The 25,078-nt window shown below is 68.5% G+C and carries 18 protein-coding genes and 2 pseudogenes; 3 read left to right on the top strand and 17 right to left on the bottom strand.

All coding sequences use genetic code 11. The features are described from left to right. Positions 1-8: 8 nt before the first annotated feature. From HB681_RS08580 to HB681_RS08640, 14 genes and pseudogenes are all read right to left on the bottom strand, one after another. A pseudogene (locus HB681_RS08580) lies at positions 9-713 on the bottom strand (dienelactone hydrolase family protein); the annotation flags it as partial. Between the two features lie 116 nt (positions 714-829). Further along, positions 830-1,354 (bottom strand): flavin reductase family protein, encoded by a 525-nt coding sequence (locus tag HB681_RS37995; RefSeq protein ID WP_256734887.1) that lies wholly within the window; start codon positions 1,352-1,354, stop codon positions 830-832. Beyond that, a pseudogene (locus HB681_RS38705) lies at positions 1,328-2,560 on the bottom strand (styrene monooxygenase/indole monooxygenase family protein); the annotation flags it as partial. The gene HB681_RS37995 and the pseudogene HB681_RS38705, both read right to left, overlap by 27 nt. A gap of 21 nt (positions 2,561-2,581) precedes the next feature. Then, positions 2,582-3,820, bottom strand: a complete 1,239-nt coding sequence (locus tag HB681_RS08590; protein ID WP_213954384.1) for a styrene monooxygenase/indole monooxygenase family protein — start codon at positions 3,818-3,820, stop codon at positions 2,582-2,584. A gap of 42 nt (positions 3,821-3,862) precedes the next feature. Further along, positions 3,863-4,654, bottom strand: a complete 792-nt coding sequence (locus HB681_RS08595) for an SDR family oxidoreductase (RefSeq protein ID WP_213954385.1) — start codon at positions 4,652-4,654, stop codon at positions 3,863-3,865. Between the two features lie 60 nt (positions 4,655-4,714). After that, a complete protein-coding gene (locus tag HB681_RS08600) occupies positions 4,715-5,488 on the bottom strand; it encodes an SDR family oxidoreductase (protein WP_213954386.1) in 774 nt (257 codons plus the stop codon). Continuing rightward, positions 5,485-6,270: an SDR family NAD(P)-dependent oxidoreductase gene (locus HB681_RS08605; RefSeq protein WP_213954387.1), complete on the bottom strand. Its 786-nt coding sequence runs from the start codon at positions 6,268-6,270 to the stop codon at positions 5,485-5,487. Before HB681_RS08605 ends, HB681_RS08600 begins: the two co-directional genes overlap by 4 nt. A 31-nt stretch (positions 6,271-6,301) precedes the next feature. Continuing rightward, positions 6,302-7,054, bottom strand: coding sequence for an ABC transporter permease (locus HB681_RS08610; RefSeq protein ID WP_213954388.1), 753 nt, complete (start codon positions 7,052-7,054; stop codon positions 6,302-6,304). A 13-nt stretch (positions 7,055-7,067) separates the two neighbouring features. Then, the gene (locus HB681_RS08615) at positions 7,068-7,916 is read right to left on the bottom strand and encodes an ABC transporter ATP-binding protein (protein WP_213954389.1); all 849 of its coding nucleotides are present in this window, start codon (positions 7,914-7,916) and stop codon (positions 7,068-7,070) included. Continuing rightward, positions 7,913-8,926, bottom strand: a complete 1,014-nt coding sequence (locus HB681_RS08620; protein WP_213954390.1) for an ABC transporter substrate-binding protein — start codon at positions 8,924-8,926, stop codon at positions 7,913-7,915. Before HB681_RS08620 ends, HB681_RS08615 begins: the two co-directional genes overlap by 4 nt. A gap of 60 nt (positions 8,927-8,986) precedes the next feature. Further along, entirely contained in the window at positions 8,987-10,159 is a 1,173-nt protein-coding gene (locus tag HB681_RS08625; RefSeq protein WP_213954391.1) for a nitrilase-related carbon-nitrogen hydrolase, read from the bottom strand. A gap of 28 nt (positions 10,160-10,187) precedes the next feature. Beyond that, on the bottom strand, positions 10,188-10,679 hold the full coding sequence (locus HB681_RS08630; protein WP_213954392.1) for a DUF126 domain-containing protein: 492 nt from the start codon (positions 10,677-10,679) through the stop codon (positions 10,188-10,190). Beyond that, positions 10,676-11,905 (bottom strand): aconitase X catalytic domain-containing protein, encoded by a 1,230-nt coding sequence (locus HB681_RS08635; RefSeq protein WP_213954393.1) that lies wholly within the window; start codon positions 11,903-11,905, stop codon positions 10,676-10,678. Before HB681_RS08635 ends, HB681_RS08630 begins: the two co-directional genes overlap by 4 nt. Before the next feature lie 82 nt (positions 11,906-11,987). Further along, on the bottom strand, positions 11,988-12,809 hold the full coding sequence (locus HB681_RS08640; protein WP_213954394.1) for a GntR family transcriptional regulator: 822 nt from the start codon (positions 12,807-12,809) through the stop codon (positions 11,988-11,990). 1,061 nt (positions 12,810-13,870) lie between these two features. Here HB681_RS08640 and HB681_RS08645 point away from each other — a divergent pair. The 3 genes from HB681_RS08645 (at position 13,871) to HB681_RS08655 (ending at position 20,315) form a co-directional block, all read left to right on the top strand. Continuing rightward, entirely contained in the window at positions 13,871-14,800 is a 930-nt protein-coding gene (locus tag HB681_RS08645; protein WP_213954395.1) for a DUF6502 family protein, read from the top strand. Between the two features lie 8 nt (positions 14,801-14,808). Beyond that, the gene (locus HB681_RS08650) at positions 14,809-16,311 is read left to right on the top strand and encodes a DUF5666 domain-containing protein (protein ID WP_213954396.1); all 1,503 of its coding nucleotides are present in this window, start codon (positions 14,809-14,811) and stop codon (positions 16,309-16,311) included. Positions 16,312-16,580: 269 nt separating this feature from the next. Continuing rightward, on the top strand, positions 16,581-20,315 hold the full coding sequence (locus HB681_RS08655) for a Dyp-type peroxidase domain-containing protein (RefSeq protein WP_213954397.1): 3,735 nt from the start codon (positions 16,581-16,583) through the stop codon (positions 20,313-20,315). Here HB681_RS08655 and HB681_RS08660 read toward each other — a convergent pair whose 3' ends face one another. The 3 genes from HB681_RS08660 to HB681_RS08670 all read right to left on the bottom strand — a co-directional run bounded on the left by HB681_RS08660 (position 20,316) and on the right by HB681_RS08670 (position 24,918). Next, positions 20,316-23,291 (bottom strand): adenylate/guanylate cyclase domain-containing protein, encoded by a 2,976-nt coding sequence (locus tag HB681_RS08660; RefSeq protein WP_213954398.1) that lies wholly within the window; start codon positions 23,289-23,291, stop codon positions 20,316-20,318. It abuts the gene before it with no gap. Between the two features lie 232 nt (positions 23,292-23,523). Beyond that, positions 23,524-24,240 carry a GntR family transcriptional regulator gene (locus HB681_RS08665; protein WP_213954399.1) on the bottom strand — a complete coding sequence of 239 codons (717 nt, stop codon included), beginning with the start codon at positions 24,238-24,240 and terminating at the stop codon, positions 23,524-23,526. Positions 24,241-24,249: 9 nt separating this feature from the next. Then, the gene (locus tag HB681_RS08670) at positions 24,250-24,918 is read right to left on the bottom strand and encodes an isochorismatase family protein (RefSeq protein ID WP_213954400.1); all 669 of its coding nucleotides are present in this window, start codon (positions 24,916-24,918) and stop codon (positions 24,250-24,252) included. Positions 24,919-25,078: the final 160 nt, after the last annotated feature.

A 25,078-nucleotide genomic window follows, 5' to 3' on the forward strand; every position in this document is an offset into this window, starting at 1 on the left:
CGCTATTGCGGCCCTATCGCCGCCCGCAACGCATCACGGGTGCGCTGGTTCGCCAGCGTCGCGGCAGCCTCGTCGAAGTGGTCGCCGCCCACACGCGCGAACGCATGGTCGACGCCGGGGTACGAGAACACCTCGATCCGCTCGCGCCCGGCCAGCGCCTTCTTGATCGCCGCCTGCGCTTCGGGCGGGCAGAACTGGTCCTTCTCGGCGATGTGCAGCACCAGCTTGCCGCGGATCTTGTCGGCCTCGCCGAGCGCGCTCTCGATGCCGACGCCGTAGTAGCCCACGGCGAGGTCGACATCGGTGCGGCAGCCAGCCAGGTAGGCCAGCTTGCCGCCGAGGCAGTAGCCGAGCGTGGCGGTCTTGCCGGGCAGCGTTTCCGGCCGCTTGCGCAAGGCATCCAGCGCCGCCTGGATGTCTTCCACGCCCTTGGCTTCGTCGAAGCCCTTGTAGTAGCCGAAGGCGCGTTGCCAGTCGGCCTCGGTGTAGCCCAGTTCCACGCCCGGCTCCTGGCGCCAGAACAGGTCCGGCACCAGCACGGTGTAGCCCTCGGCGGCATAGGAATCGGCAGCCTCCTGCATCGTCGAATTCACGCCGAAGATTTCCTGCGCCAGCACCAGGCCCGGTCCCTTGCCGGCCGGGGGCACGGCGAGGTATGCACGAAAGCTGCCGCTGCCGTCCGCGGCGTCAACGTTGATCCACTGTCCAGCCATCTGAAATCCTTCCAGGTTGATGTCGATTGAAAGCCCCCCGGGGCCGGGCCTTGCCCAGCCCGCCCCCCCGAGGGGGTCAAGTCGAGATGGCAAAGCCACATCGACTTGAGAGGGGCTCATTGTGGGAGTTCCGGGTGCCGCGTGGCCACCCGATAGAACCCGGAGTGAAAAACCAGCGGCTCGCCGTCGAAGCGCTCGTAGTGCTCGACTTCGCCGATGAAGATCAGGTGGTCGCCGCCCTCGTACTGCTTGACGTTGCGGCAGACGAAGCGGGCGATGGCGCCGTTGAGCAGCGGCACACCGCCGATGCCTTCGCAGCAGTCCACGCCGCTGAACTTGTCGGGCAGCGCGGTGGAGAACTGGCGCGACAGGTGGTGCTGGTTCGCGGCCAGCACGTTGATCGCGAAGTGGCTGCCGCTGGTGAAGTCGGGCAGGCTGGCCGCTTCCTTCGCCAGGCTCCACAGCACCAGCGGCGGGTCCATCGACACCGACGAGAAGGAGTTGGCTGTCATGCCGATGCGCCGGCCGTCGATGGCACGGCTCGTGATGACGGTCACGCCGGTGGCGAACTGGCCGAGCGCCCTGCGGAAGTCGCGCCGGTCGAAGCGGTCGCCCGCCGCTTCCCTTGCCTTGGTGTCCAGGAAGCGGTCTGCCTCCAGCGCATCGAACCACCAGGGATGGAAGATGCGCGGATCGTCGAAGCCGTTGACGATGGTGCTCGCCACCGCGGGCGCGCTGGCGGCGCTTTGCAGCAGCTTGAGCACGTGCGGGGGCGGCGCGCCAAGGAGGCTGTTGGTCCACTCCGTCGCCCAGGCGGCATAGCCCTTCCAGTAGCGGTCGAAAGTCTGCTGCATCCACTCGGTGTTGAAGGAATCGCCTTCGTGGTCGAGGATGCTCTTGAGGTAGATGTCCGCGCACTTGGCGGCATTGTTCGAGCCCTGGCCGGTGATCGGGTCGTTCAGCACCAGCGTGTCGGCCATGCCGAGCACGCAGCGCCCCGAGGGCAGCCTGGCGACGGGCTTGCGCACGGTGGGCGTGAAGCGGCCGGTGAGGATGCCGTTGTCGTCGGTCAGCGCGATGTCCTTGCAGCGCTCGGCCTCCCAGGGCAGGAAGGTGTCGAGGATCCACTTGCTCTTCGCGAGGTGCTCTTGCGGTGTCCTGACGTCGTCCCAGCAATCCATGGGGCCGCCGGGCACGCCCTCGAACACCATGATCTCGCAGGGGCCGGTGGTGGTCAGCGCCGGGAAGACGAAGTATTCGCCCACGCCGGGAATCAGGTTGAAGCACACGCGCGGGTACGGCTGCGCGGGCTTCATGCCTCTGACGTAGGTGAGCGCGAGCGCACGCTGCGGCTTGTCGAAGAGCGACTTCGCGGCGTCGCGTTCGAACAGCCCGCTGATCTCGCCCTTGCCGCTGGCCACGATGACGAGGTCGTGCGTCTGGCCGTAGGCCTCGATGTCGGCGATGCCGGCCTCCTGGATGACCAGTTCACCGCCGCGCTGCTCGAACTCGGCCATCCACGCCGGGACCTTGAGGCGTTGGTCGACGGACTTCGCGGGGCTGTCGAGCGGCGCAGCCCAGTCGATGGCCTTGCCGCCGCCGGGCGCGGGCACCGCGAGCCCGATGCCCTCGACCGGCGGGCAGTCGTCGTTCCACCAGTCGAGGCCGAGTTCGCGCTCGGCCTGCAGCGCGGTCTCGAACATGCACTGGCTCGACATCACCGGCCCCAGGCGGATCTCCTGCGCGCTGCGGTTGGAGACGACCGTGACTTCATGTCCCGCACCCAGCAGGCCCAGCGCGAGTTGCATGCCGGACTGGCCGGCGCCGATGATGGCGATGCGCTTCATGTCCGCTGCTGCCGCCGGCCTCTACGCGGCAGCCGCCCACTGGCCGATGAAGCGCTCCGACTCGGCCGGGTCGGCAAACCACGGGAAGAAGGTGCGCGGGTCGTCGAAGCCGTTGACGATGGCGGTGGCCAGCGGCGGAATGGCGCCAGCGGCGCCGAGCAGGTTGAGCACGTGCGGCGGTGGCGGCAGCAGCAGCATGTTGGTCCACTGCGTGACCCACTGCGAATAGCCGTACCAGTAGCGGTCGAAGGTGTGCTGCATCCAGACGTGGTCCACCGGCTTGTCGCCATGCTCGACGATGCTCTTCAGGTACACGTCGGCGCACTTGGCCGCGTTGTTCGACCCCTGGCCGGTGATCGGGTCGTTCAGCACCACCACGTCGGCCATGCCCATGATCTTCCTGCCCGAGGGCAGCGTGGCCACGGGCTTGCGCACCGTCGGCGGAAAGCGGCCGGCCAGGATGCCGTTGTCGTCGGTGAGCTGGATGTCCTTGCAGCGCTCGGCTTCCCACGGCAGGAAGGTGTCGAGGATCCACTTGCTCTTGGCCAGGTGCTCCTCGGGGGTCTTCACGTCGGCCCAGCAATCCATCGGGCCGCCGGGGATGCCTTCGAACACCATGATCTCGCACGGCCCGGTGGTGGTCAGCGCGGGGAACACGAAGTACTCGCCCACCGTCGGGATCAGGTTGAAGCACACGGCGGAGAAGGGCTCGCGTGGGCGCATGCCGGTCACGTAGGTGAGGGCCAGCGCGCGCTGCGGCTTGTCGAAGGTGGACTTGGCGGCGTCGCGCTCGAACAGCTTCGATATCTCACCCTTGCCGCTGGAGACGATGACGAGGTCGTGGCTCTTCGCATAGGTCTCGAGGTCATCGACGCCCGCGTCCTTGACGATGAGCTCGCCGCCGGCCTTCCTGAAGGCGTCCATCCAGCCGGGGATCTTCACGCGCTGGTCCACCGACTGCGCGGGCGAGCGCAGGCGCGCACCCCAGTCGATGAGCTTGGCGCCCTTCTGCTCCGGGTTGGGCACGACGAGCGAGATGCCGTCGACGGTCGGGCATTCGCGCTCCCACTGATTGAGGCCGAGGTCCCGCTCGATCTGCAGCGAGGTGTGGAACATGCACTGGCTGGACATCACCTTGCCGGTGCGGATGTCCTCGCCCGTGCGGTTGGTGACGAGCGATACCTCGTAGCCCGCGGCCAGCAGGCCGAGCCCGAGTTGAAGTCCGGACTGGCCGGCACCGACGATCATGATCTTGCGCATGCGATTTCTCCAGCAGGGATTGAGAAGCGGGGTTCCTGGGATTCAGGACATCAGCTTGGGGATGGCGGGCTCATGGGACTCCGGCCCCATCGCCGAATAGCCACCGTCGACCGCATAGTCGGCGCCGGTCACGAAGCTGGCCAGGTCCGAGCAGAGGAACAGCACCACGTTGGCCACCTCCTGCGGGTCGCCCACGCGGCGCAGCATGTGGAAGGGCGCGGCCACGCGGTCGGTCTTGGCGCGGTCGCCGTTGGTGAGCTGGTTCATGATGGCCGACCAGGTCCAGCCGGGCGACACGCTGTTCACGCGGATGCCTTCGGTGGCCAGGTCCATCGCCATGTTGCGGGTGAGCTGCACCATCGCGGCCTTGCTCACCGGATAGAGCCAGCGGCCGGTCTGTGCGCACTTGGACGAGATGCTGGTGAAGTTGACCACCGCGCCCTTGCCCGCCTTGTTCATGTGCGGCCGCACCGCCTTGAGCATCATCACCGCGCTGGCCACGTTGACGTTGAACGAGGTCTGCCAGTCGGCGCGCGAAGCGTTGATGCCGTCGTCGACATAGGAGCAGGCCAGGTTGACCAGGATGTCGACGCCGCCATGCAGCTGCACCGCTTCGTCCACGCAGGCCTGCACCTGCGCGTCGTCCGTGATGTCCGTGTGGCGGAACACCACGCCGCCCGGCACGCTGGCCGCCACGGCCTTGCCGCCTTCCGCGTCGATGTCGGCCACCATGACTTTCGCGCCGGCCTGCTGGAACGCGCGCACGACACCGGCGCCCAGCAGCGTGGCGCCGCCCGTCACGATCACACTCTTGCCCGTCAATCCGCTGAACATGGGAATCTCCTTCTTTGGCTGTTGTTGCTGTGGTGTTGATTTGTATGTTCGACCCCGCGCCTAGCTCGCAATCGAAAACCCGCCCCCGGAGACATCGAGCAGTGCGCCGGACACGAAGGACGCGGCATCCGAAGCGAGCCAGAAGATGGCCTCGGCCACCTCTTCCGGCTGCGCGACGCGGCCCATGGGGATCGAGCCGGCGATGCGCCGGGCATAGGCCTCGTCGTGCGCGAAGGCGCCGAGCATTGGCGTTTCAGTGGCTCCGGGCCGCACGGCGTTGATGCGGATCTTCTCCGGCGCCAGTTCGCGCGCCAGGCCCTTGGCCAGGCCGTCGACCGCGCCCTTCGACGCGCCGTACACCGTCTTGCCGACCCGCCCGCCGATGGTGGCCGCCATCGACGACACCAGCACGATGCAGCCCCCCGCGCCGCCGCCGCTCGTGCCCATGCGGCGCGCGGCCTCGCGACAGCACCACATGGTGCCGAGCACGTTCACGCGGACGATGCGCTCGACGTCCGCATCCTCGATCTTTGCGATGGACACCGGCCACGCCGTATCGACGCCGGCGGAATGCACGAGCGCATCGACGCGGCCGAATTTCGCGATCGTGGCGTCGAACAGGGCCGCGACCTGCGCGGGGTCCGAAACGTCGGCTGCCAATGTGATGCATTCGCCGCCGGCATCGCCGATGTGCGCAGCCACTGCCCGGGCGGCGCTGTCATCGCCGACACAGTTGATGGCCACCTTGTAGCCCGCCCCGGCCAGGCGCCGCGCGGCGGCCGCGCCGATGCCCGAGCCGCCACCTGTCACCAGGGCGATCTTCGGCTGCGTCATGGCCGCAGGGCCTCAGCGGGCACGGGCTGCGGATGTTGCGCCAGGTACAGCGGATTGCGCGTCGGCGAGATGACGATCTCGTTGACGCAGGCGCGCGCCGGCAACTCCGCCACCATGCGGATCACGCGGCCGAGGTCTTCGGGCAGCAGGAAGGACTGGCGCTCCTCGTCGGTGGGCGGCCGGGGCCGCTGGTCGAGGAAGGGCGTGGACACTTCGGCCGGGCAGATCGTGCAGGCACGGATGCCGTTGACGCACTCCTCGACGTTGATCGCCTCGGTCAACGCGACGACGGCATGCTTGGCCGCGGTGTACGCGGCGCCCGCGGCACGCACCACGTGCTTGCCGCCCCAGGAGGCGATGTTGACGATCAGGCCGTCGCGCTGCCTGCGCATGGCCGGCAGCACGGCCTGCGCACAGTACAGCGCGCCGCTCAGATTGACGTCGAGCATCCTTTGCCAGTCCGCGACATCGAGTTCGTGGAGGAAGCGGCGCGGCACATTGAGCCCCGCACAGTTCACCAGGATGTCGACCGCGCCGTGCCGCCCGAGGATGGCCTTGCCCGCGGCTGCCACCGCCGCGGCGTCCGCCACGTCGAGCAGGACCGAATCGCACATCGCACCGTCGTTGCGCAACGCGCGGGCGGCGGCCTCGAGCGCGTCGGCCTGGTTGCCGCTGATGACGACCTTGGCACCGCCGTCGGCGAGCGCCTTCGCGGTCGCGAACCCGATGCCGGTGGCGGCGCCGGTGATCCACGCCACCTTTCCGTGAAGACTCTCGCTCATCTGCATCTCTCCGAGGTTTGGAAGCCGTGCTTCATTGCCATGCCAGCAGCCTGGCTTCGAGCCGGTTCATGCTCCACGTCACCAGCGAGCCGACCAGCGCCAGCAGGAGCAGCAGCCCCATCACGCCGCTCATGTCGAAGGTAGAGGTGAGGTAGGCCACCTGCTGACCGAGGCCGTGTTCCGACGCGAGGATCTCGGCGCCGACCACGCCGAGCAGCGAGTACACGAGTCCCAGCCGCAGGCCGGAGAACATGACCGGCGTGGCGCTGGGCAACGTCACCTTGAAGAACAACTGCCCCGGCCTGGCGCCCAGCGTGCGCGACAGCGTCAGCCAGTCGGCGCTCACGGCGCGCATGCCGGCGATGGTGCTCGACAGCACGATGAAGAAGGTGAGGCTCACCCCCACCGCGATCTTCGAGCCGATGCCCAGGCCGAACCACAGGATGAACAAGGGCGCCAGCGCGATGCGGGGCATGGCGTTGATGGCCGAGAGGTACGGCTCGCAGAACTTCTCGATGGCCGGGAAGTTGATGAACAGCAGCCCGGCCAGCACGGCCAGCAGGCTGCCCGCGATGAAGGCCAGGAAGGTCGCGCCGAGCGTCCAGCCCAGGTCGACCAGCAGGCTGCGGGAGACGAACAGGCCGTCCCACAGGAACAGGAAGATCGCGCTCGGCCGGCCGAACGACGTCGGCGCGAGCCATCCGGCCCGCGACGCGTATTCCCACGCGCCAAGGAACACGGCGAGGAACACCGCGTGCGCGGCGGGCATCCGAAAGCGGTTCATGTGCTGCTTCTCCTCAGTGCTCGGCGCCATGCATGGCCTGGTCGAGCGTGTTCCACAGTTCCGCATAGAGTTCGTGGAAGCGCGGGCTGGATTGCAGCTCGCGCACGGAGCGCGGGCGCGGCAGGTCGATCTTCACTTCTCGCACGATGCGCCCGGGGCGTGGCGTCATGACGATCACGCGGTCCGACAGGGTGATCGCCTCGGCCAGGTCGTGCGTGATGAAGACCACCGTGCGCTTCTCGCTGTCGTACAGGCGCATCAGCGTGTCGTGCAGCATGATCTTGGTCTGCGCATCGAGCGCACCGAAGGGCTCGTCCATGAGCAGCAGCGGCGAATCGAGGCAGAAGGTGCGGGCCAGCGCGACGCGTTGGCGCATGCCGTGCGACAGGGCCTTGGGCAGCGCCTTCTCGAACGAGGCCAGGCCGACCTGCGCGAGCAGGTGCCGCGCCTTCTGCTCGGCCTGCGCGCGCGGCACGCCGCGGATTTCCATGCCGTAGCAGGTGTTGTCGAGCGCCGTGCGCCAGGGCAGCAGGCAGTCGCGCGCCAGCATGTACGACACGGCCGGATTGCCCAGCGCCGGCTTCTGCCCGAACAGGCTGATGCGGCCCTCGTAGGGCTTGTCGACCAGCCCCGCGAGCAGGTTGAGCAGCGTGGTCTTGCCGCAGCCGCTCGGCCCGATGACCGACACGAACTCCTGCTGGGCAACGTTCAACGAGGTATCGGCGAGCGCCTGCACGCCGTTGCCGAAATCGAGCGAGACGTGATCCACCTCGACGGCATGCGGGCCTGTCGCCGGCGCGCGGCCCGGCCTGGCATGCGCAGCGGAATCGATGGGTACCACCTTGAGGGCCGCCGTGTTCATCGCGGGTCGAGCAGGAGGGTGGTGGTGTCGAAGCGCTGCGGCAACTGCTTCTTGTTCAGCAGGTGATCGGCATTCGCCTGCAACGCGACCTTGTCGAGCTTGAACACGGCCGCCGGCACCGACGCCTTGATCGCGGCGGCCAGGATCTTGTCGCCCTGCGGCTGGTTGAGCTTGAAATACTGCTGGTGGATCTTCAGCACCTCGTCGAAATTGGCCGGGTCCTGGTAGAAGGTTTCGGCATCGGTGAAGGCGCGGCGCAGCGCCTCGATCACCTGCGGTTTCTCCTTGGCGTACTGGGCGCGGATCCACAGGGGCGCGGCGGCGCCGTTGAGCTTGCGCAGTTCGGCGCTGCCCTCGCCGCGCCGCATGTCCACCACCATCCTGCACGTCTTGAGCACTTCGCAGAACGCGGCCAGCGGCTCGAAGCTCAGCACCGCGTCGACCTGGTTGTTGGTGAGCGCGGGGTAGGCGGTGTCGGGCGCGCCGACCGCGACGAAGGTGACATCGGTGTTCGCCATGCCCGCGCCGGCCAGCAGTTCGACGAATTGAAGTTCGGCGCCCGAGCCGCGCGCGGTCACGCCGATCTTCTTGCCCTTGAGGTCGGCCATCACGGCCGGGTAGCCTTTGGCCAGGTTCGGCAGGTTCACCGTGTTGTTGGCGACCAGGAAGAAGTTGGTGTCGCGCAAGGCATTGCCGAGCACCTTCAGGTCAGCACCCTTGGCCGCCGCCTGCATGCCGACCTCGGCCGCCGCGCCACCCACGTCGATGCTGCCGCCGATGAGCGCTTGCAGCACCAGCGGTGCACCGGGGATGGTTTGCAGCGTGCACTTGAGCCCGTACTTCTCGCACAACTGCTTGGCCACCACGACGCGGGCCAGCGGATTGCCGACGCCCGGGTAGTCGTTGATGCGCACCGTTTCGCCGCCGCCCAGGTTGGCTTGCGCCATGCACGTGGCCGCTGCTGCGAACAGGCCGAAGCCGGCAAGGATCGAACGCGAATATTTCTTCATGACATGTCCCTCGGTTCAGTTGTGCGTGGCCCATCGCCCTCGGGCGCGGGCTTCGTCGAATCAGCTGGCGCGCGCCTTCGGCGAGCGCTTGGCGTGAGCTTTCGCCTTTGAAGGCGCCTTCGACGATGGCGATGGCTTCGCGGCAGGTGTCGGCGCCGGCTCTTGTGGCTCCAGCGCCGAGCGCGTGAACACGCCGCGCGCTTCCAGCTTGCGCACGGTCTGCGTCATCACTTCCTCGGCGGCTTCGCGCCGCATGTGCTTGGTCTTGAGCGTCATGTTGGCCGGCCACACGCTCTTCTCGTAGATCAGGCGGAACAGCTCCGAGCGGATGTGCGGGATCCAGTTGAAGTTCTTCGCGTTGCTGCGGTGGTAGCGCAGCGCCTCGATGTTCAGCGGCGCCGACACGAAGCAGTCGTCATGCGAGTCGTTGAGGTGCATCAGCGAGCCGCGGTAGTCGACGATCATCGACTTGCCGCCGCAGAAGAAGCCCTGGCTCTGCTTGTCGTCGATGAAGTGGCGGCCGGTGTTGGGCGCGAGCACGTAGCAGGCGTTGTCGAGCGCGCGCGAGCGGTTCTGGATCTCCCAGGCGCCCTGCGTCGTCTTGTTCTCCATCGAGCTGGGGCGGTAGATGATCTCGGCGCCGTTCATGGCCACGCCGCGCGCGGTCTCGGGCAGGTTGCCTTCCATGCAGATGCAGGCGCCGATGTTGCCGATGGGCGTACGCGCCACCGGGAAGAAGGCGTCGAGGTCGTCGCCGAACATCTCCACCCACTGGTCGTACACGTCGTGCGGCGTGGTGCTGTGCTCGATGGTGAAGATGATGTTCTTGCGATGCTGGTGAATGATCTTGCCGGCCGGGTCGATGATGAACATCGTGTTGAAGAAGCGGTCCGGAAACTCGGGCATGCGCGCCTTGGCCTGCGCAATGATGTAGATGCCCCACTTCACCGCGCGCTCGGCCAGCACGTCGGTCACGGGGCCGGGAATGTCGATGGCGCCGCGTGCGGCATAGGCGGCGGTATCCCAGTCGCGCAGTTCGTCCGGAAAGCCCTGGATCGCGCCTTCGGCCAGCGCCAGCAGCTTCACCGGGTTCTCGATCGACGACAGCACCGCCACGTCGATCATGTTGCAGATGTGGTCGAGATTGCGCTTGAAGTTGGGCGTGTCGCTCAGCGAGTACATGCAGTCGAAGGTGCGCGTCTGCAGGCCGATGGCGGTGTAGATGGGGATCATGTCGTGGGTCCTTGCGAATCGTTGTCTGTCAGGCGGAGGCGCTGCGGGCGGGGCCGTGCACGCGCTGCGTGCCGGGCGCGAGTTCGGCGGTACTTTCGATCTCGTCGGCATCGAGCAGGCGGATGGTCATGGCCTCGGGGTCGATCTCGACCATGGCGCCATGCGCGATCTGCGCGGTGATGTCGCCATCGAAGCCGGCCAGCATCGTCACGTCGCCGAGGGCCGCACCCTGCGCGAGGATGGTGTTGACGGTGTTGAAGACGATGGCCACCGGCGCCATGTGACGCGAGCGCATCTCGTGCAGCATCCACGCGGTGGCCACGCCGCCCTTGGCGGTGTCGAGCACCAGCACGCGGTTGACATAGGACTGCCCTACCAGCTTGTGCGCCGGCCGCGAGAACACGCCCTGCAGGCGGTTGAGGTCGTAGCGCGCGGAAAAGCCGTCATGCGCGACCAGGGCCTGGCCGACGACGCGGCGCCCCATCGCATGGCGCGCCTTGAACACGGTGTTGCTGCTCATCGGAGGACCCCTGTTTCTGCAGCCTCGACGCAGCTGCGCATGGAGGCGAGCATCGGCACGTAGCCATAGCCGCCGAGGATGTTGACCAGCTTCGCGCTGTTGGTGGCCAGCCGCTTCCATCCCTTGGCCTCGCTCATCTCGCGCGCATACGACTGATAGAAGCACATGCCCGACAGCACGCTGCCACCCGCGTCCTCGATCGCCTCGGTGTAGCCGAAGCGGTCGCAGTCGGGCTTGACCTGCGGGCTGGTGACGGCGAGCAGCGGTCGCTTGAAGCGCCGGCCTTTGCACATCGCGGCCAGTTCGCGCAATTCGTAGATGCTCAACTGCGGCGCGGAGAACACGACCACGTCGATGGCGTCGTCCACTGCATAGCTCTGGCGCAACGCAACGATGTCCGATTCACCGATGCGATGCGCAACGGGCAGTTTGTCGCCGCCGACATCCGACAGGCGCTGCGCCTCGGGCGTGATGCCGACCAAGTGGAACAGCGCGGTCGAGCCGAAGCTCGCCATGGCCGCGCCGAAGTGCTTCAGCTCGTCGGAGGTTGGCGCGCGATCCAGTCCTTCGACCACCGGCACGGCCCAGTAGTTGCCTGCCAACCGGCCAATGACGCCGCCGAGCGCGCCCCAGTCGTTCAGCTCGCGCGGCGTCCAGTCGAGCCGTATGCGCAGCGTGGCCTGCCGCTGTGCGTCCAGGTGATAGCCGTAGCGCGGCGTGCGGCCGGTGAGCCCGGCCGCCAGCGCCGACGGACCGCCTTCGAAGTTGGAGCGCGCACCACCGACGGAATTCGAATAGATGACCACGCCGGTGTCGCCGAAGGCCACGTGCTCTCCGCGCGTCGCGGCCAGCACGGTCTGGTAGTTGATGCAGGTGTCCGTCATGCTGACGCCGAGGCGCTTGAATGCGCCGATCGCGCGCTGTTCGAGTTCGAGCATCCAGTCGGCCTGGCCCAGCATCGAGGCCTTCGAGAAGTCGGTGCCGCGCGGATCGGTGATCGTCGGGATGCGCACGCCGCCTTCTCGCGCGTCGGCCAGCTTCTCGAGCCAGACCACGCCGGCCTGCCCCAGGCTTTCGGTGTCGGCCATGATGTGCGCCTGCGTCACCGGCACGAAGTCGCGCGCGCCGAAGAAGTTACCGACCTTGATCTGGTGCTCGATGGCGGTCCGGGCCACGGTGCCGGCCTCGCCGGCGAGCATGGCCTTCTCTTCGTCGTTCAGGGTCATGGCGCCTGAACCGGGCGGGACGGCCCGGCGTGGCTGATCGGGCGGCGCGACGCCGCGCTGTAGGACTTGTGCATGCAAGGGCTTATCTCCTGGCGGTGCGCGGTGCGCGCGTGGGGTGTGAAGCTGCGACGGATGCGCCCGGCGCGGTGGGCCGCAGTGCGCTGGTCAGTTCCATCGGGCCCGGCACACTGAGCTTGAAGGTGTAGCGCTCCGGCACGATGTGGATGCGCATGTGTTCGCACGCCGCGCCTGTCACCGAGTACGACGTCCTCTGCATCAGCATCACGTGGCTGCGGGCGTCGAGCCCCAATTCGGCCGCCACCTTATTGCTGGCCCGCGCGCACTGGATCGACACATCCGCGCTGCCGATGCGCACGCCCAGGAACTGCTGCAGGATTTCGTAGACGGCCAGTTGCTTCGCGCGCTCCTCACCCAGCTGGGCCGCTTCGGCCGGCAGGTAGGCTTCGACGACGGCGAAGGGCTCGCCGTCGACACAGTAGCGGCGGCGCAGGCGCACCGGCAGGTCGAGGCCCTGCGGCAGGTCGCGGTCGACACGCCCGCTGGAGGCGGAGAACTCGAGCAATTCGGTTTGCGGCTTGATGCCCTGGCTGCGCAGCGCATCCTGGAAGCCCTGCAGCGTGCTGAGGTCCTGCTGGATGGCGGCACGCGTCACGAAGGTGCCCTTGCCGCGATGGGACACCAGCTGGCCATTGCCGGTGAGCAGCTGGATGGCCTGCCGCACGGTGACGCGGCTGATGCCGTACGTGGCCATCAGTTCCGCCTCGGTCGGCACTTTCTGCCCGGGCGCAAGGCGCGCGCTCGAAATCTCGTCGGCCAGGCGGTTCGCCAACTGCACGTAGAGCGGCTCGTGGCTCGACGCCTCGAGGGGCCGCGTATCGGGCATGGAAGAGCGAAGGTTGGCCGCGGACACTGGTAAGTTGTATTAAATCGTCTTAATACATTGAAGCACAACAACATCCGATGAGCATCCGGGTTTCACCTGACGCGTCTTAGACCGTCGTCTCCGCCGTCTTATCTCGCCGTCTCTTGCTGCGCCGGGCGCTTCGCCTTGCGCCTGCCTCCATTCCGGATCAGAGGTGCCCGGGAGCGTCGTTGGCGTTGTGGCCAGGTGCGTCGTCCGCGGCATGGCCGACACCATGAGGCGCTGCGTTGGCGGCGTCGTGACCTGGCGCGTCGTCTGCGGCGTGACCCACGCCATGAGGTCCCGGGGCGTTGGCGTCATGGCCCGGTGCGTCGTCTGGCGCATGGCCTACGCCGTGACCGGCCCCCTGGGCTGCGCCGTGGCCGCCGTGGCCGGTTCCTGCATTGCTCGCGCTGGCGCTGCTGCTTGCGGCAGCGCCCGAACCGCCGGACGATGCTCCGGCTCCGCCCGAGCCCGAGCCTGAGCCTGAGCCTGAGCTTGAGCTTGAGCCCGAGCCGGACCCGCCTGACCCTGACCCAGAGCCGCCCGATCCGGCCGAGCCGCCGGAGCTACCCGACCCACCGGATCCACCAGCCCCCGCGGATCCACCTGAACTGCCTGATCCACTCGACCCGCCCGATCCGGCTGAACCACCCGAGGCGCTCCCGCCTGCAGAGCCACCCGATCCACCGGAGGAACCCGACCCGGCCGAACCGCCCGATCCACCCGAGCCTCCTCCGCCCCCGCTACCCCCGCTGCCTCCGCTACCTCCGCTACCGCTTCCACCGCCACCGCCCCCACCACCGCCGTGCGCCAGTGCCGCACTCATGGTCATACCCAACGCCAATGCCACGATGCCGGCCGAGGCCGTCCTTCTGAATTTGTCCATGCTGCTCTCCATCAAGGTTGATGACGTGTGAAATTTACCCACGCCTGAATCGGAGACTATGTGGGAAATTTACCCACGTCAATCTTTTGTGTGATTATTTCCCACGAGTTTCAACTAGACTCATTTGCCGGCCCTGCCTTGTTCTCCTGTGCCCATGCCCGAAGACACCCCCCCTTCCAACGTCACGCCACCGCGCGCATTCGTGCAGGCGCTGCGCCATGCGCTGCGGCCTCTGGTCAAGCTCATGCTGTCGCGCGGCGTGACGTTCACCTATGCGAGCGAACTGTTGAAGTCGCTGTTCGTCGAGGTGGCCGACCGCGATTTCCGGCTCGATGACAAGGTGCCGACGGACAGCCGCGTGAGCCTCGTATCCGGCGTGCATCGCAAGGAGGTGAGCCGCCTGCGTCTGGCGATGGAGTCCGGTGAGGAGACCATTCCCGAAGTGGTCTCGCTGGGTGCGCAGGTGGTCGCGCAGTGGATGGGCGCGCCGCCGTACATCGACGAGGCCGGCGCACCCCTGCCGCTGGCCCGGTTTGCTAGCGAAGGCGCCGAACTGTCGTTCGAGGCGCTGGTCGCGCGCGTGAACCGCGACATCCGCCCGCGCGTGGTGCTGGACGAGTGGCTGCGCCTGGGGGTCGTGCACATCGACGACGCGGGCCACGTGTGCCTGAACGCCGGCGCTTTCGTGCCGACCAAGGGCTTCGATGAAATGAGCTTCTACCTGGGACACAACCTGCACGACCACGCCGAGGCGGCAGCGCACAACCTGATGGGGGGCCAGCCGCCGTTCATGGAGCGCAGCGTTCATTACGACGGGCTCGGCAGCGAGGCTGTTTCGAAGTTGGCAGAGCAAGCAGGCACGCTGGGGATGCAGGCGCTGGTCGCGGTCAACAAGAGCGCGCTGGCATCGGCGAAGCGGGCCGGCGGCGGCGATGCTTCCACGCGGCAGCGCATGACTTTCGGGGTGTACTTCTATGCCGAGGATTCGGCGCCCGCGGTTGCACCGCCCGCAGCTGCTGCGCTGGCGGCATCGGCTGCATCGGCTGCATCGGCTGCGAAGAAAAAAGCAAAGGGTCCGAAATGACCGGGCGCATGCCTCGCTCGCTTGCAGCGGGTGCGCTGCTCGGCCTGGCGCTGCTGCTGCCGGTCGTGGGAGTGCATGCGCAATCCGCCAACATCTGCGAGCGCGGTGCATCGTTGGTGAACCCGACCGCGCGCGCTTCGCTTGCGTCGGGCGGCGACAGCGGTGACAGCGGCGGCAGCGGCGGCATAGGCGGCATAGGCGGCATAGGCGGCACGGGCATCACGGCACGCGCCAGTGGCGAAGGTGCCACGGGTGGCATCGGCGGCACGGGTGTCACGGCCCGCGCGGGCGATCCGACCGGCGGCATCGGCGGCACTGGCATCGTCGGCGTGATCACGGGCTTCGCGAGCATCTGCGTCAACGGCGTCGAGGTGCAGTTCGACACGCGCACGCCGGTCTCTGACAACGGCCAGTCGACGAGCGCGCGCGAATTGGCCGTGGGCCAGGTGGTCGCGGTGCGCGCGACGGGCGCGGGCAACGACATGCGTGCCCAAGGCATTGCGGTGATGCACGCGCTGGTCGGGCCGATCGAAGCCATCGATGGCGGCGCGGGAACGGTGCGCGTGCTCGGGCAGACGGCAAGGGTGCGTCCGGCCGACGCGCTGAACGGCAAGCGCATCGGCGATTGGGTGCGGCTCAGCGGACACCGGCAGTCGGACGGCCTGCTCGTGGCTTCACGGATCGAAGTGCGGGCCGCCACCGTCATGACCCGACTGGCGCAGGTCGCGGGTCGTGTGGAGGCGGTCACGCCCGATGCCATGCAGGTCAGCGGCACGCGCGTGCGGCTGGATGCGCGCGCGGCACCACGCAATATCGAGCGCGGCGCCGAAGTGCTTGTCACCGGCCGCTGGATCGGCGACGCGCTGGTGGCGCAACACGTGACGGTCGACCCGACGGCCAACCAGTTGGGACAGGTGCGCGACGTCGTGCTCGAAGGCTATGTGCGGGAACTCGGCGGCGGGTCGATGAGCCTCGACAGGGGCGGCAGCCTGCAACTCGATGCACAGGCGCGTGTGGCGGGGGGTAGCCCGGCTGATCTCGTGGTGAATCAGTTCGTGCGCGTGACGGGCCGCATGGATGCGCAGCGGCGCATCGTGGTGAGTCAGGTCTTGATCGAGGCGGGCGGGCCGGGCGGAGGGGCTGGCGGCGGCTCGGGTTCATCCAGCACTTCCGGTTCGTCGAGTTCGGGGCATGGGTCGAGTGGGTCGAGTGGGTCGAGTGGGTCGAGTGGGTCGAGTGGGTCGGGTGGTTCGGGTGGTTCGGGTGGTTCGGGTGGTCCGGGCAGTGACTCCAGCGGCTCTGGCGGCTCTGGCGGCTCTGGCGGCTCTGGCGGTTCAGGAACCTCGGGCGGATCGGGAAGTTCCGGCGGTTCCAGCGGCGGCAGCGGCAGCGGCGGTGGCGGTGGCAGTGGTGGCAGTGGTGGCAGCGGTGGCAGCGGTGGCGGCGGTGGCGGCGGTGGTGGCGGCGGTGGTGGAAGCGGAGGCGGCGGAGGCGGCGGTAGCGGCAAGTAGCTGACCATCCCCACCCCGGCGCGACGATCCGGCGCACGCCGACCTCCCCCGCATTGGGGGTGCCATCACCGATGCCTTGTCCCACCATGTCACCCCGCCGTCCGTCACCAACCGATCCGCACGCCCGCCTCCCGGGAGCCTCGTCATGGGCTTCCGCCATTGACGAGCGCCGGCTTTGTCACGACAACTGCGGGACACCACAGGGGGTCATGCGCGACCGTGCAACCCGTCAAGACGACGGCGCGGCGCGCACCACAAGGAGCGCGGAAATGGGGCCAACAACGATCAAGCGAAGCACCGTCCTTGGCGGCATCACCAACCTCTCGGTGCTGGCGCCGGTCAAGAAAGGCATGGTGATCGGCTTCGAGCCCATCAGCTATCTCGAACGTTTGCGCAAGGTGCTCGACGCGCTGTACTCGGCGCGCCAGAACGTGCGCGAATCGGAGCTGCTGCAGCCGGTGTTCCCTGATTCGGTCGGCCAGTTCGGCATCATCGACCACTTCCGCTATGCCCTGGTCCCGCCGGTGCCCGGCCTGCCGCTCGACGAGGCGCAGCCGGACGACGGCACCTGGCGCCTGTCGCTCAACGTGACCTTCGACGGCGGCTGGGAGCCCTACATGCGGGTGATCTACCGAGACCTGGGCGAACTGCTCGACCTGCTGTTCTGCAACTGCGACGACTACCCCGGCTCCAAGACCTCGCGCTACGAGGACTATTGCGCCTGGGTGCGGCGCAACGAAGTCGCGGGCGGCACCTTCTATGCCGATTCGGTGATGCCGCTGGGCGACCACGAATACCTGGCGGAAGTGGAGAAGGCGCAGCGCGAAGGCGGCGGCGACGCGACCACCGACGCAGCCATCGCCAGGCTGGCCCTGGCCTCGGAGCCGAAGGCGCGCAAGGACGCGCAGGACCGCGCGCTGAGCGGCGGGCTGAAGACCGTCGTCAGCGCGCTGGTGCTGCCCTTGCGCACCCTCACCGGCCTGTACCGGCTGTCCGTCTACTTCCCGCCGGGCGACGCTGCCAACCACGATGGCGACCGGGGCACGCTGCGCCGTTTCGCCCAGTCGGTGCTGCGAGGCTCCATCGACCTGATGACCTTGCTGGACAAGCCCAGCACCCCGGGACATGCCGATTGGGTCGCTGCCCAGGCCAAGCTGGTGCCCTACGCCGACCAGCTGAAGTGGCTGCTGGGCGCGTCCCCCGCGACCTTGCCGGCGCCCGCCGACCCGCCCTTCGATCCGGCGCGGATCCAGAGCCACATCCTCACCAACAAGGAACCCGTCACGCATGCCTGCGTCGTGTTGCTGCGCGTGAAGGACCCCGCGCTGGCGCGCAGCTCGCTCTCGGCGCTCGCGCCCCGCTGCGGCGTGCTGGCCGGCACCGGCATCGCCTTCACCGTCGGCTTCACGCATGCGGGGCTGGCGGCACTCGGGATCGCGAAGTCCCGCCTCGCGGGCTTTCCGCAGGAATTCGCCGAGGGCATGGAGGCGCGCAGTTCGCTGCTCGGCGACGTGCGCGCCAACCATCCGGACCGCTGGAACCGGCCGCCGGCCTGGCGCCATGAAGACAGCGGGAACCGGGTCGACATGAAGGCCGTGCACGTGCTCGTGCACCTGCGGCTGCGGGACCCGAAGAATTCCTCGTTCGGGTTGCACCCGCTGCTGGCGGCCGAGGTGGACGCACTGGATGCGAAGTCCGGCTTGCGTGTGCTCGCCGTCCAGCCGACCTTCGCCGTGCGCAATGCGCAGGGCGAAATGGCGGGCCACCTGAACTTTGCCGATGGCATCAGCCAGCCGAGGATCGACCCCACCATGGCCCCTGCGGCGGACCCGCCCCCGCCATTCGACGATCGGGTCTGGCCCGGCGAAGTGCTGCTCGGCCATGCCAACAACCGCAAGGACCCGGCGAACCCGGGCATCGACCCGTTGCGGCTGGACGGCACCTTCGTGGCGGTGCGCAAGCTGCGCCAGAACATGGACACGCTGGACGCCGCCATGTCCTTGCACACGCAGGCCGAGCGCGACGACCTGCTGAGCCGCATGATGGGTCGGCAACGCGACGGCACGCCGCTGGTGCCGCTGCCGCCCGGGGCCGGCCAAAACGACTTCAACTACGACAAGGCCAGCGACGCCTGCCCCTATCACTCGCACATCCGTCGCGCCAACCCGCGCGACCGCCGGCAATACACGCCACGCATCATCCGCCGGGGCATGTCCTATGGCCCGCCGGTGGCCGCCGACCCGTCCGCGGAGCGCGGCCTGGTGTTCATGGCCTATTGCGCCAGCCTGTCGGAGCAGTACGAGACGCTGCAGCGCTGGATCACCGGCGGCAACAGCAGCGGCGTGGGCTCGGCGCAGGGCGACGCCTTCCTGCGCGTGCCGCAGATCGGCGAGAAGTACACCTTCCGCTACCTCGACAAGAACGGCAACGTGGCCCGCTTCGTCCTCGATGACAAGCCGCTGGTGCACCTGGAGTGGGGCCTGTATGCGTTCGTGCCGTCGCTGGCCGCACTGTCGACGCTCGATGCCTGGCAGGCGGAACTGCCGAAGGCCTGCAAGCCCGCCGATCCGCCCCCGCCGACCGCGGAGCAGCTCGAAGAGGCCGAGCGGGAGCAGGTGCGGCAGCGGCTGGACGACCCGGACAGGGCGCCGGCCGCCTGGAAGCTCGTGCGCGAGGGCGCCAAGGACGCCCCGACCTGCACGGCCTACGGCCACCTGCTCGGCACCTACGCCGAGGTGCTGGACGTCATGAAGGACGATGGCGTCCGCTACTCGGTCCAGGGCTACGGCGATCGCATGGATCAATCGATCGGCCTCAACCTGCTGGGCCTGGACGGCGCCAGGCACACGGCGCAACTGGCCCTCAACACGGCTGTCCTGAACATCGATGAAAAGACCGCCTACAACCGGACACTCGCCGTGGTGAAGGGCCTGCTCGCCGACGCCACGAAGTTCCCGGACCTGCCCTCGCCCCTCAAGGATGACGTGGTCCGGCGACCGGTCGACACGTTGACCCTCGCAGACTACGTGATGGCCGCGCTGTGCACCCACTGGATCGGGCTGCCGGAGGCGCACGGCACGTACATGGTCCCCGGCGGCCGCGTCGAGGAGAACCCTCCGACGCCGCGTTGCCCGGGCAACTTCGCCACCGCATCGCGCTACATCTTCTCGCCGCAGCCGCGCGAGGGGGTGGAGAAAGAAGGCCGGGCCCAGGGCGAGGCGGTCCTGAAAGCCGTGCAGGACTGGCTCCGCGAAAACGGCGCCGCCGGATTGGGCTCGCTCGCCCAGGAGATCCTCGCCGGCCTGAACAAGACCTCCACCACGCCGGTTTCCGTCACCGATCCGATCTTCGCGCTCAACCTGGCCGGCGTGCTGCTCGGCTTCCCGCCCACGGTGGAAGGCAACTTCCTGCGCACCATGGAGACCTGGATCAAGGAAGAGACCCTGTGGGAATTCCAGCAGGCGCTGTTCGACGCCACCGGCGGTGCGGAACCCAGCTACGACCAGGCCAACGCGGCGCTGCGCAAGCCGCTGCTGGCCACCATGCGCAAGCGGCCCGTGCCGGAGATGCTGTGGCGCTGCTCGGTCGACGCCAAGGGGGTGGTCGACAAGCAGCCGAAGAACCACGTCGTGCTGGGCCTCACCTCGGCCTTGACGGACCCCGCGGCGCCCGATGCGCTGATGTTCGGCCGCAACCAGCCCGACGAGGCCGGCGGCAGCCCGTGCGCGCCCAACGAGACCGTGCATGGCTGCCCCGGCTACTACATGGCGATGGGCGTGATGCTGGCCATGTTCGCGGGCCTGCTGAACGCCGGCTCCCTGCGGCCGACCGGCTCGCCGGTGCTGCTGATCCTGACGCCGAAGCCGACGCCGACGCCGACCCCGCCGCCCGCCGGGTTGCCACCGACGACCGCACTGGTGGCCGAATTGGTATCGCTGGCCGCATCCGCACCCGCCATGGGCACGACTTCCGCCGCAGCCGATGAGACGCCTACCGACTGCTGATTAGCTGGCCGCGCTCAGGGCCGCCCCGGCGGGCGCCGTCTCGCGCTCGTCGCGCTTGCCCGCCTCCATCGCCGACTGCAGCCACAGCGCTTCCGCGAGGTGCCAGCGCATGCCCATGCGCTCGAACCCGGCGATGGCAGCGTCGAGCAGGGCGTTCTCGCGCTGGCCGCGATGCTGCCAGGCGATCTCGGCGGCGCACAGTTGCGTGACCGCGATCTCGTGCGCCGAATCGCGTGCACGCCCCGCCTGCATCGCGCGGTCGAGGTAGTGCTGCACGCGCTCCGGGCGGTGCGCCGAGACGCCGCGGGCCAGCGCGCGGTAGCTCATGGCCGCGCCCAGCAGGTCGCGCTGGCGGCTGCGCCGCAATGCCAGCGCGGCATGGCGGCGGACCTCGGCATGGCGTCCCGCATGTGTCAGGCCTGCGGCCAGCCAGCCGTGGTTGAGCGAACGGAACAGGCCGCTCTGGCGCGGCTGCAGCCACGCCGTCACGTCGATGATGGTCTGCAGGCATTCCGGCCGGCGCGTCAGCATCCAGCTGGCGAAGGCATCCATGGCGCGCGCCACCGACAGCTGCGTGAGGCTGCGCGTAGCCTCGGCAAAGCGCCCGGATTCCCTGGCAGCGGCGCTCGCTTCCTCCCAGCGTCCCTGCCACAGCAGGACGGCGGCGTGCAGGCCATGGACCGTGTTGCCGATCTCGTGGGTGATGCCGGTGATGGAGCCCAGCGCTTCGTCGAAGCATTCATGCGATTCGGCGAACTGCCCGCGATCGCCGAGCAGGAAGCCCCGGCAGGACAGCGAGAAGGCCAGCCCGACATTGACGTGGCGGCTGCTGCGGTGCTGCTTCTTCACCGCGATGGCCTCGTCCAGCAGCGCCAGCGCGCGGTCGTAGTTGGCGGCGGCGTGGTGCGCTTCGCCGAGCGCGGCCACCACCTGCACCACGAGCTTTTCGTCCTGCGTCGCCCGCGCCTCGACCAGCGCCCGCTCGCAGTGCGCGACTGCCGCGCGGCCATCGCCCAGCCCATAGCTGATGTAGCCCAGCCAGTAGTGCGCGTGCCCGATGATCGACGCGTTGCCATAACGCTCGGCCAGTTCCACCGCGCGCACGTAAAGGGCCAACTCGCTGCGCACCGGGTCGAACACGCAGACACGGCCCAGCCGGTGCGCGATGGAGACCCAGTGCAAGGCCACCGCCGGGCTCTCCGGCAGGCGGTCCAGTGCGGCCAGCGCCACCCGGTACAGCGCGCGGGCGCGGTCGAGCGCGGAGGCCGACAGCGCCTTGTCGCCCGCCAGCTCGGCATAGCGGGCCGCCTGCACCGCATCGCCGCCGGCATCGAAGTGCATGGCCAGCGCCTCCAGGGCCTCGTCCTGCGCTTCTGTGGCGCTGTGCGCCTGCATGGCCTCCGCGATGCGCAGGTGCAGCGACTGGCGCAGATGCAGGCCGACCGATTCGTAGATGATGTCGCGCGTGATGCCGTGCTTGAAGCGCAGCGTTCCGGCCCGCTCGCCGGGGAAGATGAAGTCCTGCTCGGCCAGGCCCAGTTGCAGGGGGCCATCCGCGCGCTGCCCGGTGATGCTTTCAAGCAGCCAGGCGGGGATCACGTTGCCGATCACCGCGGCTGCGCGCACCAGCTCGATCTGCGGCGCCGACAAGTGCTGCACGCGCGATTCGACCAGCCGGTTCAGCCAGCCGGCGCCCTGCGCCCGTCCCAGGCGCCGCCCGCCATCGCCGCGCGCGGCGGAATGGCACAGCTCTTCGAGGAACAGCGGGTTGCCATTGGCATGCCGGCAGATCTCCTCGGCCACGAACGGGTCGAGCACGTGCAGCCGCGCCGCGATGGCGCGCCGGGCTTCATCGTCGGACAGCGGCGCCAGCTCGATGGTCTGGTCGGCCGCGACGGGCGCATTGGCAGCCGATGTGATGCGCGTGGACAGTACGACCAGCAAGCGGCTGTCGGTGCGCTTGCGCAGCGCGGCCAGCACCTGGTGCGAGGCATCGTCGGCCCACTGCCAGTCGTCGACGAACAGCAGCAGCGGCCGTTGCCCGGCCAGCCGGGCGAACAGGGCATCGAAGGCGTCCGGCGTGTGGGGCTGCGCCTCGTCGGCCACCGCCTGCAGCATGTGGTGGAAGGGCTGCAGCGGCTCGGCGCCGAGTGCGCTTTCGCAATAGCCGCGCAGCACGGTGCACCCGCGCTGCACCACCCGGCTCAGGAAGTGCTCGACCAGTCGCGTCTTGCCCATGCCCGGCGGCCCGGCCACGGCCACCGAACGGGTGCGCCCCTCCATGGCGTCGTCCATGGCGCGTTCCAGCAACGCGAGTTCCGCGCGGCGTCCGACAAAGGCGGTGGACCCGTGGCGCGACGAGGCGCTGAAGCTCTCCGCCAGGCTGGCGCGGGCGTCGACGCGGTACACCAGCAGGGGTGCGGCGCGGCCCTTGACCTGCAGCAGTTGCGGCGGCCCGGTCACGAAGAAGCGACTCGCCGGACCGAGCGTCTCCTCGCTGACCAGGATCTCGTGCGGACCCGCGGCATCGGACAGGCGCGAGGCGACGTTGGGCACAGGCCCCAGCAGTTCGAAGCGACCCAGCTCGACGTCGCCGGTGCTCATCAGCACCAGCCCGGAATGGATGCCGGTGTGCAGGCAAAGGTGCCGCCCGGCCGGCAGGTAGGGCCGCAGGTCGCGGATGCGCTGGTGCATCTCGAGCGCTGCCGCGACGGCGCCGCGCCCGTCGTCCTCGCGCGTGACCGGATAGCCGAACATGGCCAGCAGGCCGTCGCCCTGCACGCGCACGACGATGCCGCCATGGCGCGGGATGGCATCGTGGTAGACCTTGCGCACGGCGGCGAGCACGGTCGCGTAGTGCTCGGCCTCCATGATCTCGGCCAGTTCAGTCGACTGGGAGAGGTCGGCAAACAGCAGGGTCAGGTAGCGCCTGCCCAGGGCCATGCCGGCCTTCTCCCCATGCGCATCGTCTTTCATCGGAATCGGTATCCCACGGCTTCGGTGCAACGGTCGAATGGATCGACCGCCCGGCACGCTGTTGCTTGTTGCGCCAAGGGTCCGCCGGAATTTGCCACAAGTCAATCGGCTGTGCATCCGGCGTTTCGCGAGTCCGCGTCGGCGCAAGCCAGTTCGCGCGCGGCGCAGAAGGTGTGAAGATTCCGTAGCGAGGGCGCCGAGGTCGGGTCCGCAGTAGGAATATTCACACCTTCTACAAGGCGGAGTGGCGGGCTAGGTGTACCTGATGCAAGGTGATCTTGCGCACCTCGGCCTGGCTGGTCTCGATGTGCGCGCGCAGCAGCATCGCGGCCTGGTCGCCGCGGTTGGCGCGGATGGCCTTGAGGATCTTGGCGTGTTCGTCGTAGGTGGCTTCGATGCGCGGCTGCATGGTGAAGTCGAGCCTGCGGATGATGCGGATGCGGTCGGTCAGGTCGCGGTGCACGCGGGTCATCTCGGCATTGCCGGCGGCCGCCACCAGCGCGCAGTGGAAGGCCTCGTCCCATTCCGCGACCTGGGCGTTGTCGGAACTGCGTTGCGCCTGCGGCACCAGCCAGATGGTGCCCAGCGCGCTGAGCATCTGGCGGTTGATGCGGCGATCGGTCTCGCAAAGGCGGTGCACGGCCGTGGTCTCGAGCACCATGCGCAGGTCGTAGAGCTGCTCGAACTGGTCGAAGTCGAAGGGCAGCACGCGCCAGCCGCTGCGAAACAGCACTTCCACGAATCCCTCTTGCTGCAGCCTGAACAAGGCCTGCCGCACAGGGGTGCGCGAAACGCCCAGGCGCTCGCTGATCTCGTTCTCGGTGAAGCGATCGCCGGGGACCATGCGGAACTCTGCGATGTCGCGCTTGAGTTGCGCATAGACCTCGTCGGCGCGTGTGCGGAACACGACGACGTCGGTGTCTGCGGTGGAGGCGTAGACGGCGGTCACCGAGGGATCTTAGGCGGGGTTCCGCAGGGCAGCCAGCAATGATTTGCTCGGCGCCGTCCAGCCGACGATGGCGCCTTGCGCGCGGATCATCTCGACGGCGGCGGCCTTGAATTCGGGGAAGTAGCTTTCGGTGCAATCCTCGAGCAGCAGGCTGTCGTAGCCGCGATCGTTGGCTTCGCGCATGGTGGTCTGCACGCACACTTCGGTGGTGACGCCGGCGAACAGCAGGTGGGTGATGCCGCGCGCCTGCAGGATCTCGTGCAGGCCGGTGGCGTAGAAGGCGCCCTTGCCGGGCTTGTCGATGACGAGCTCGCCGTCGATGGGCGCGAGCGCGTCGATGATCTGGTTGCCGGGTTCGCCCATGACGAGGATGCGGCCCATGGGCCCTTCGTCGCCGATGCGCAGCTTGGGATTGCCGCGACCGCGCTTGGCGGGCGGGCAGTCGGACAGGTCGGGCTTGTGCGCCTCGCGGGTGTGGACGACGAGGCCGCCGGCCTGGCGCCACGCTTGCAGCACGGCCTGCGTGGCGGGCACGATGGCTTCGAGGAGCTTGACGTTGTTGCCCAGGGTTTCGCCAAAGCCGCCGGGCTCGATGAAGTCGCGCTGCATGTCGATGATGACGAAGGCGGTCTTCTGGATGTCCAGGGGATACGGGAAGGGAGCGGCTTCGATTTGCACTTTCGTCCTTTGGAGGTGGTCAGGCGGGCTGGTCAGTGGCGCGGCGATGGTTCAAGGTGCGGTCGCTGTTCCATGTGACGTTCGGGTGCGGTGAGGCTCGGGGTGCGGGGACTGGGGTCAGTGACGTTTGGGGGTACAGGGACCGGGGGCAGTGACGTTT

Origin of the sequence: Variovorax sp. dw_954 (assembly GCF_018449755.1) — a bacterium.
Lineage (GTDB): Bacteria > Pseudomonadota > Gammaproteobacteria > Burkholderiales > Burkholderiaceae_C > Variovorax.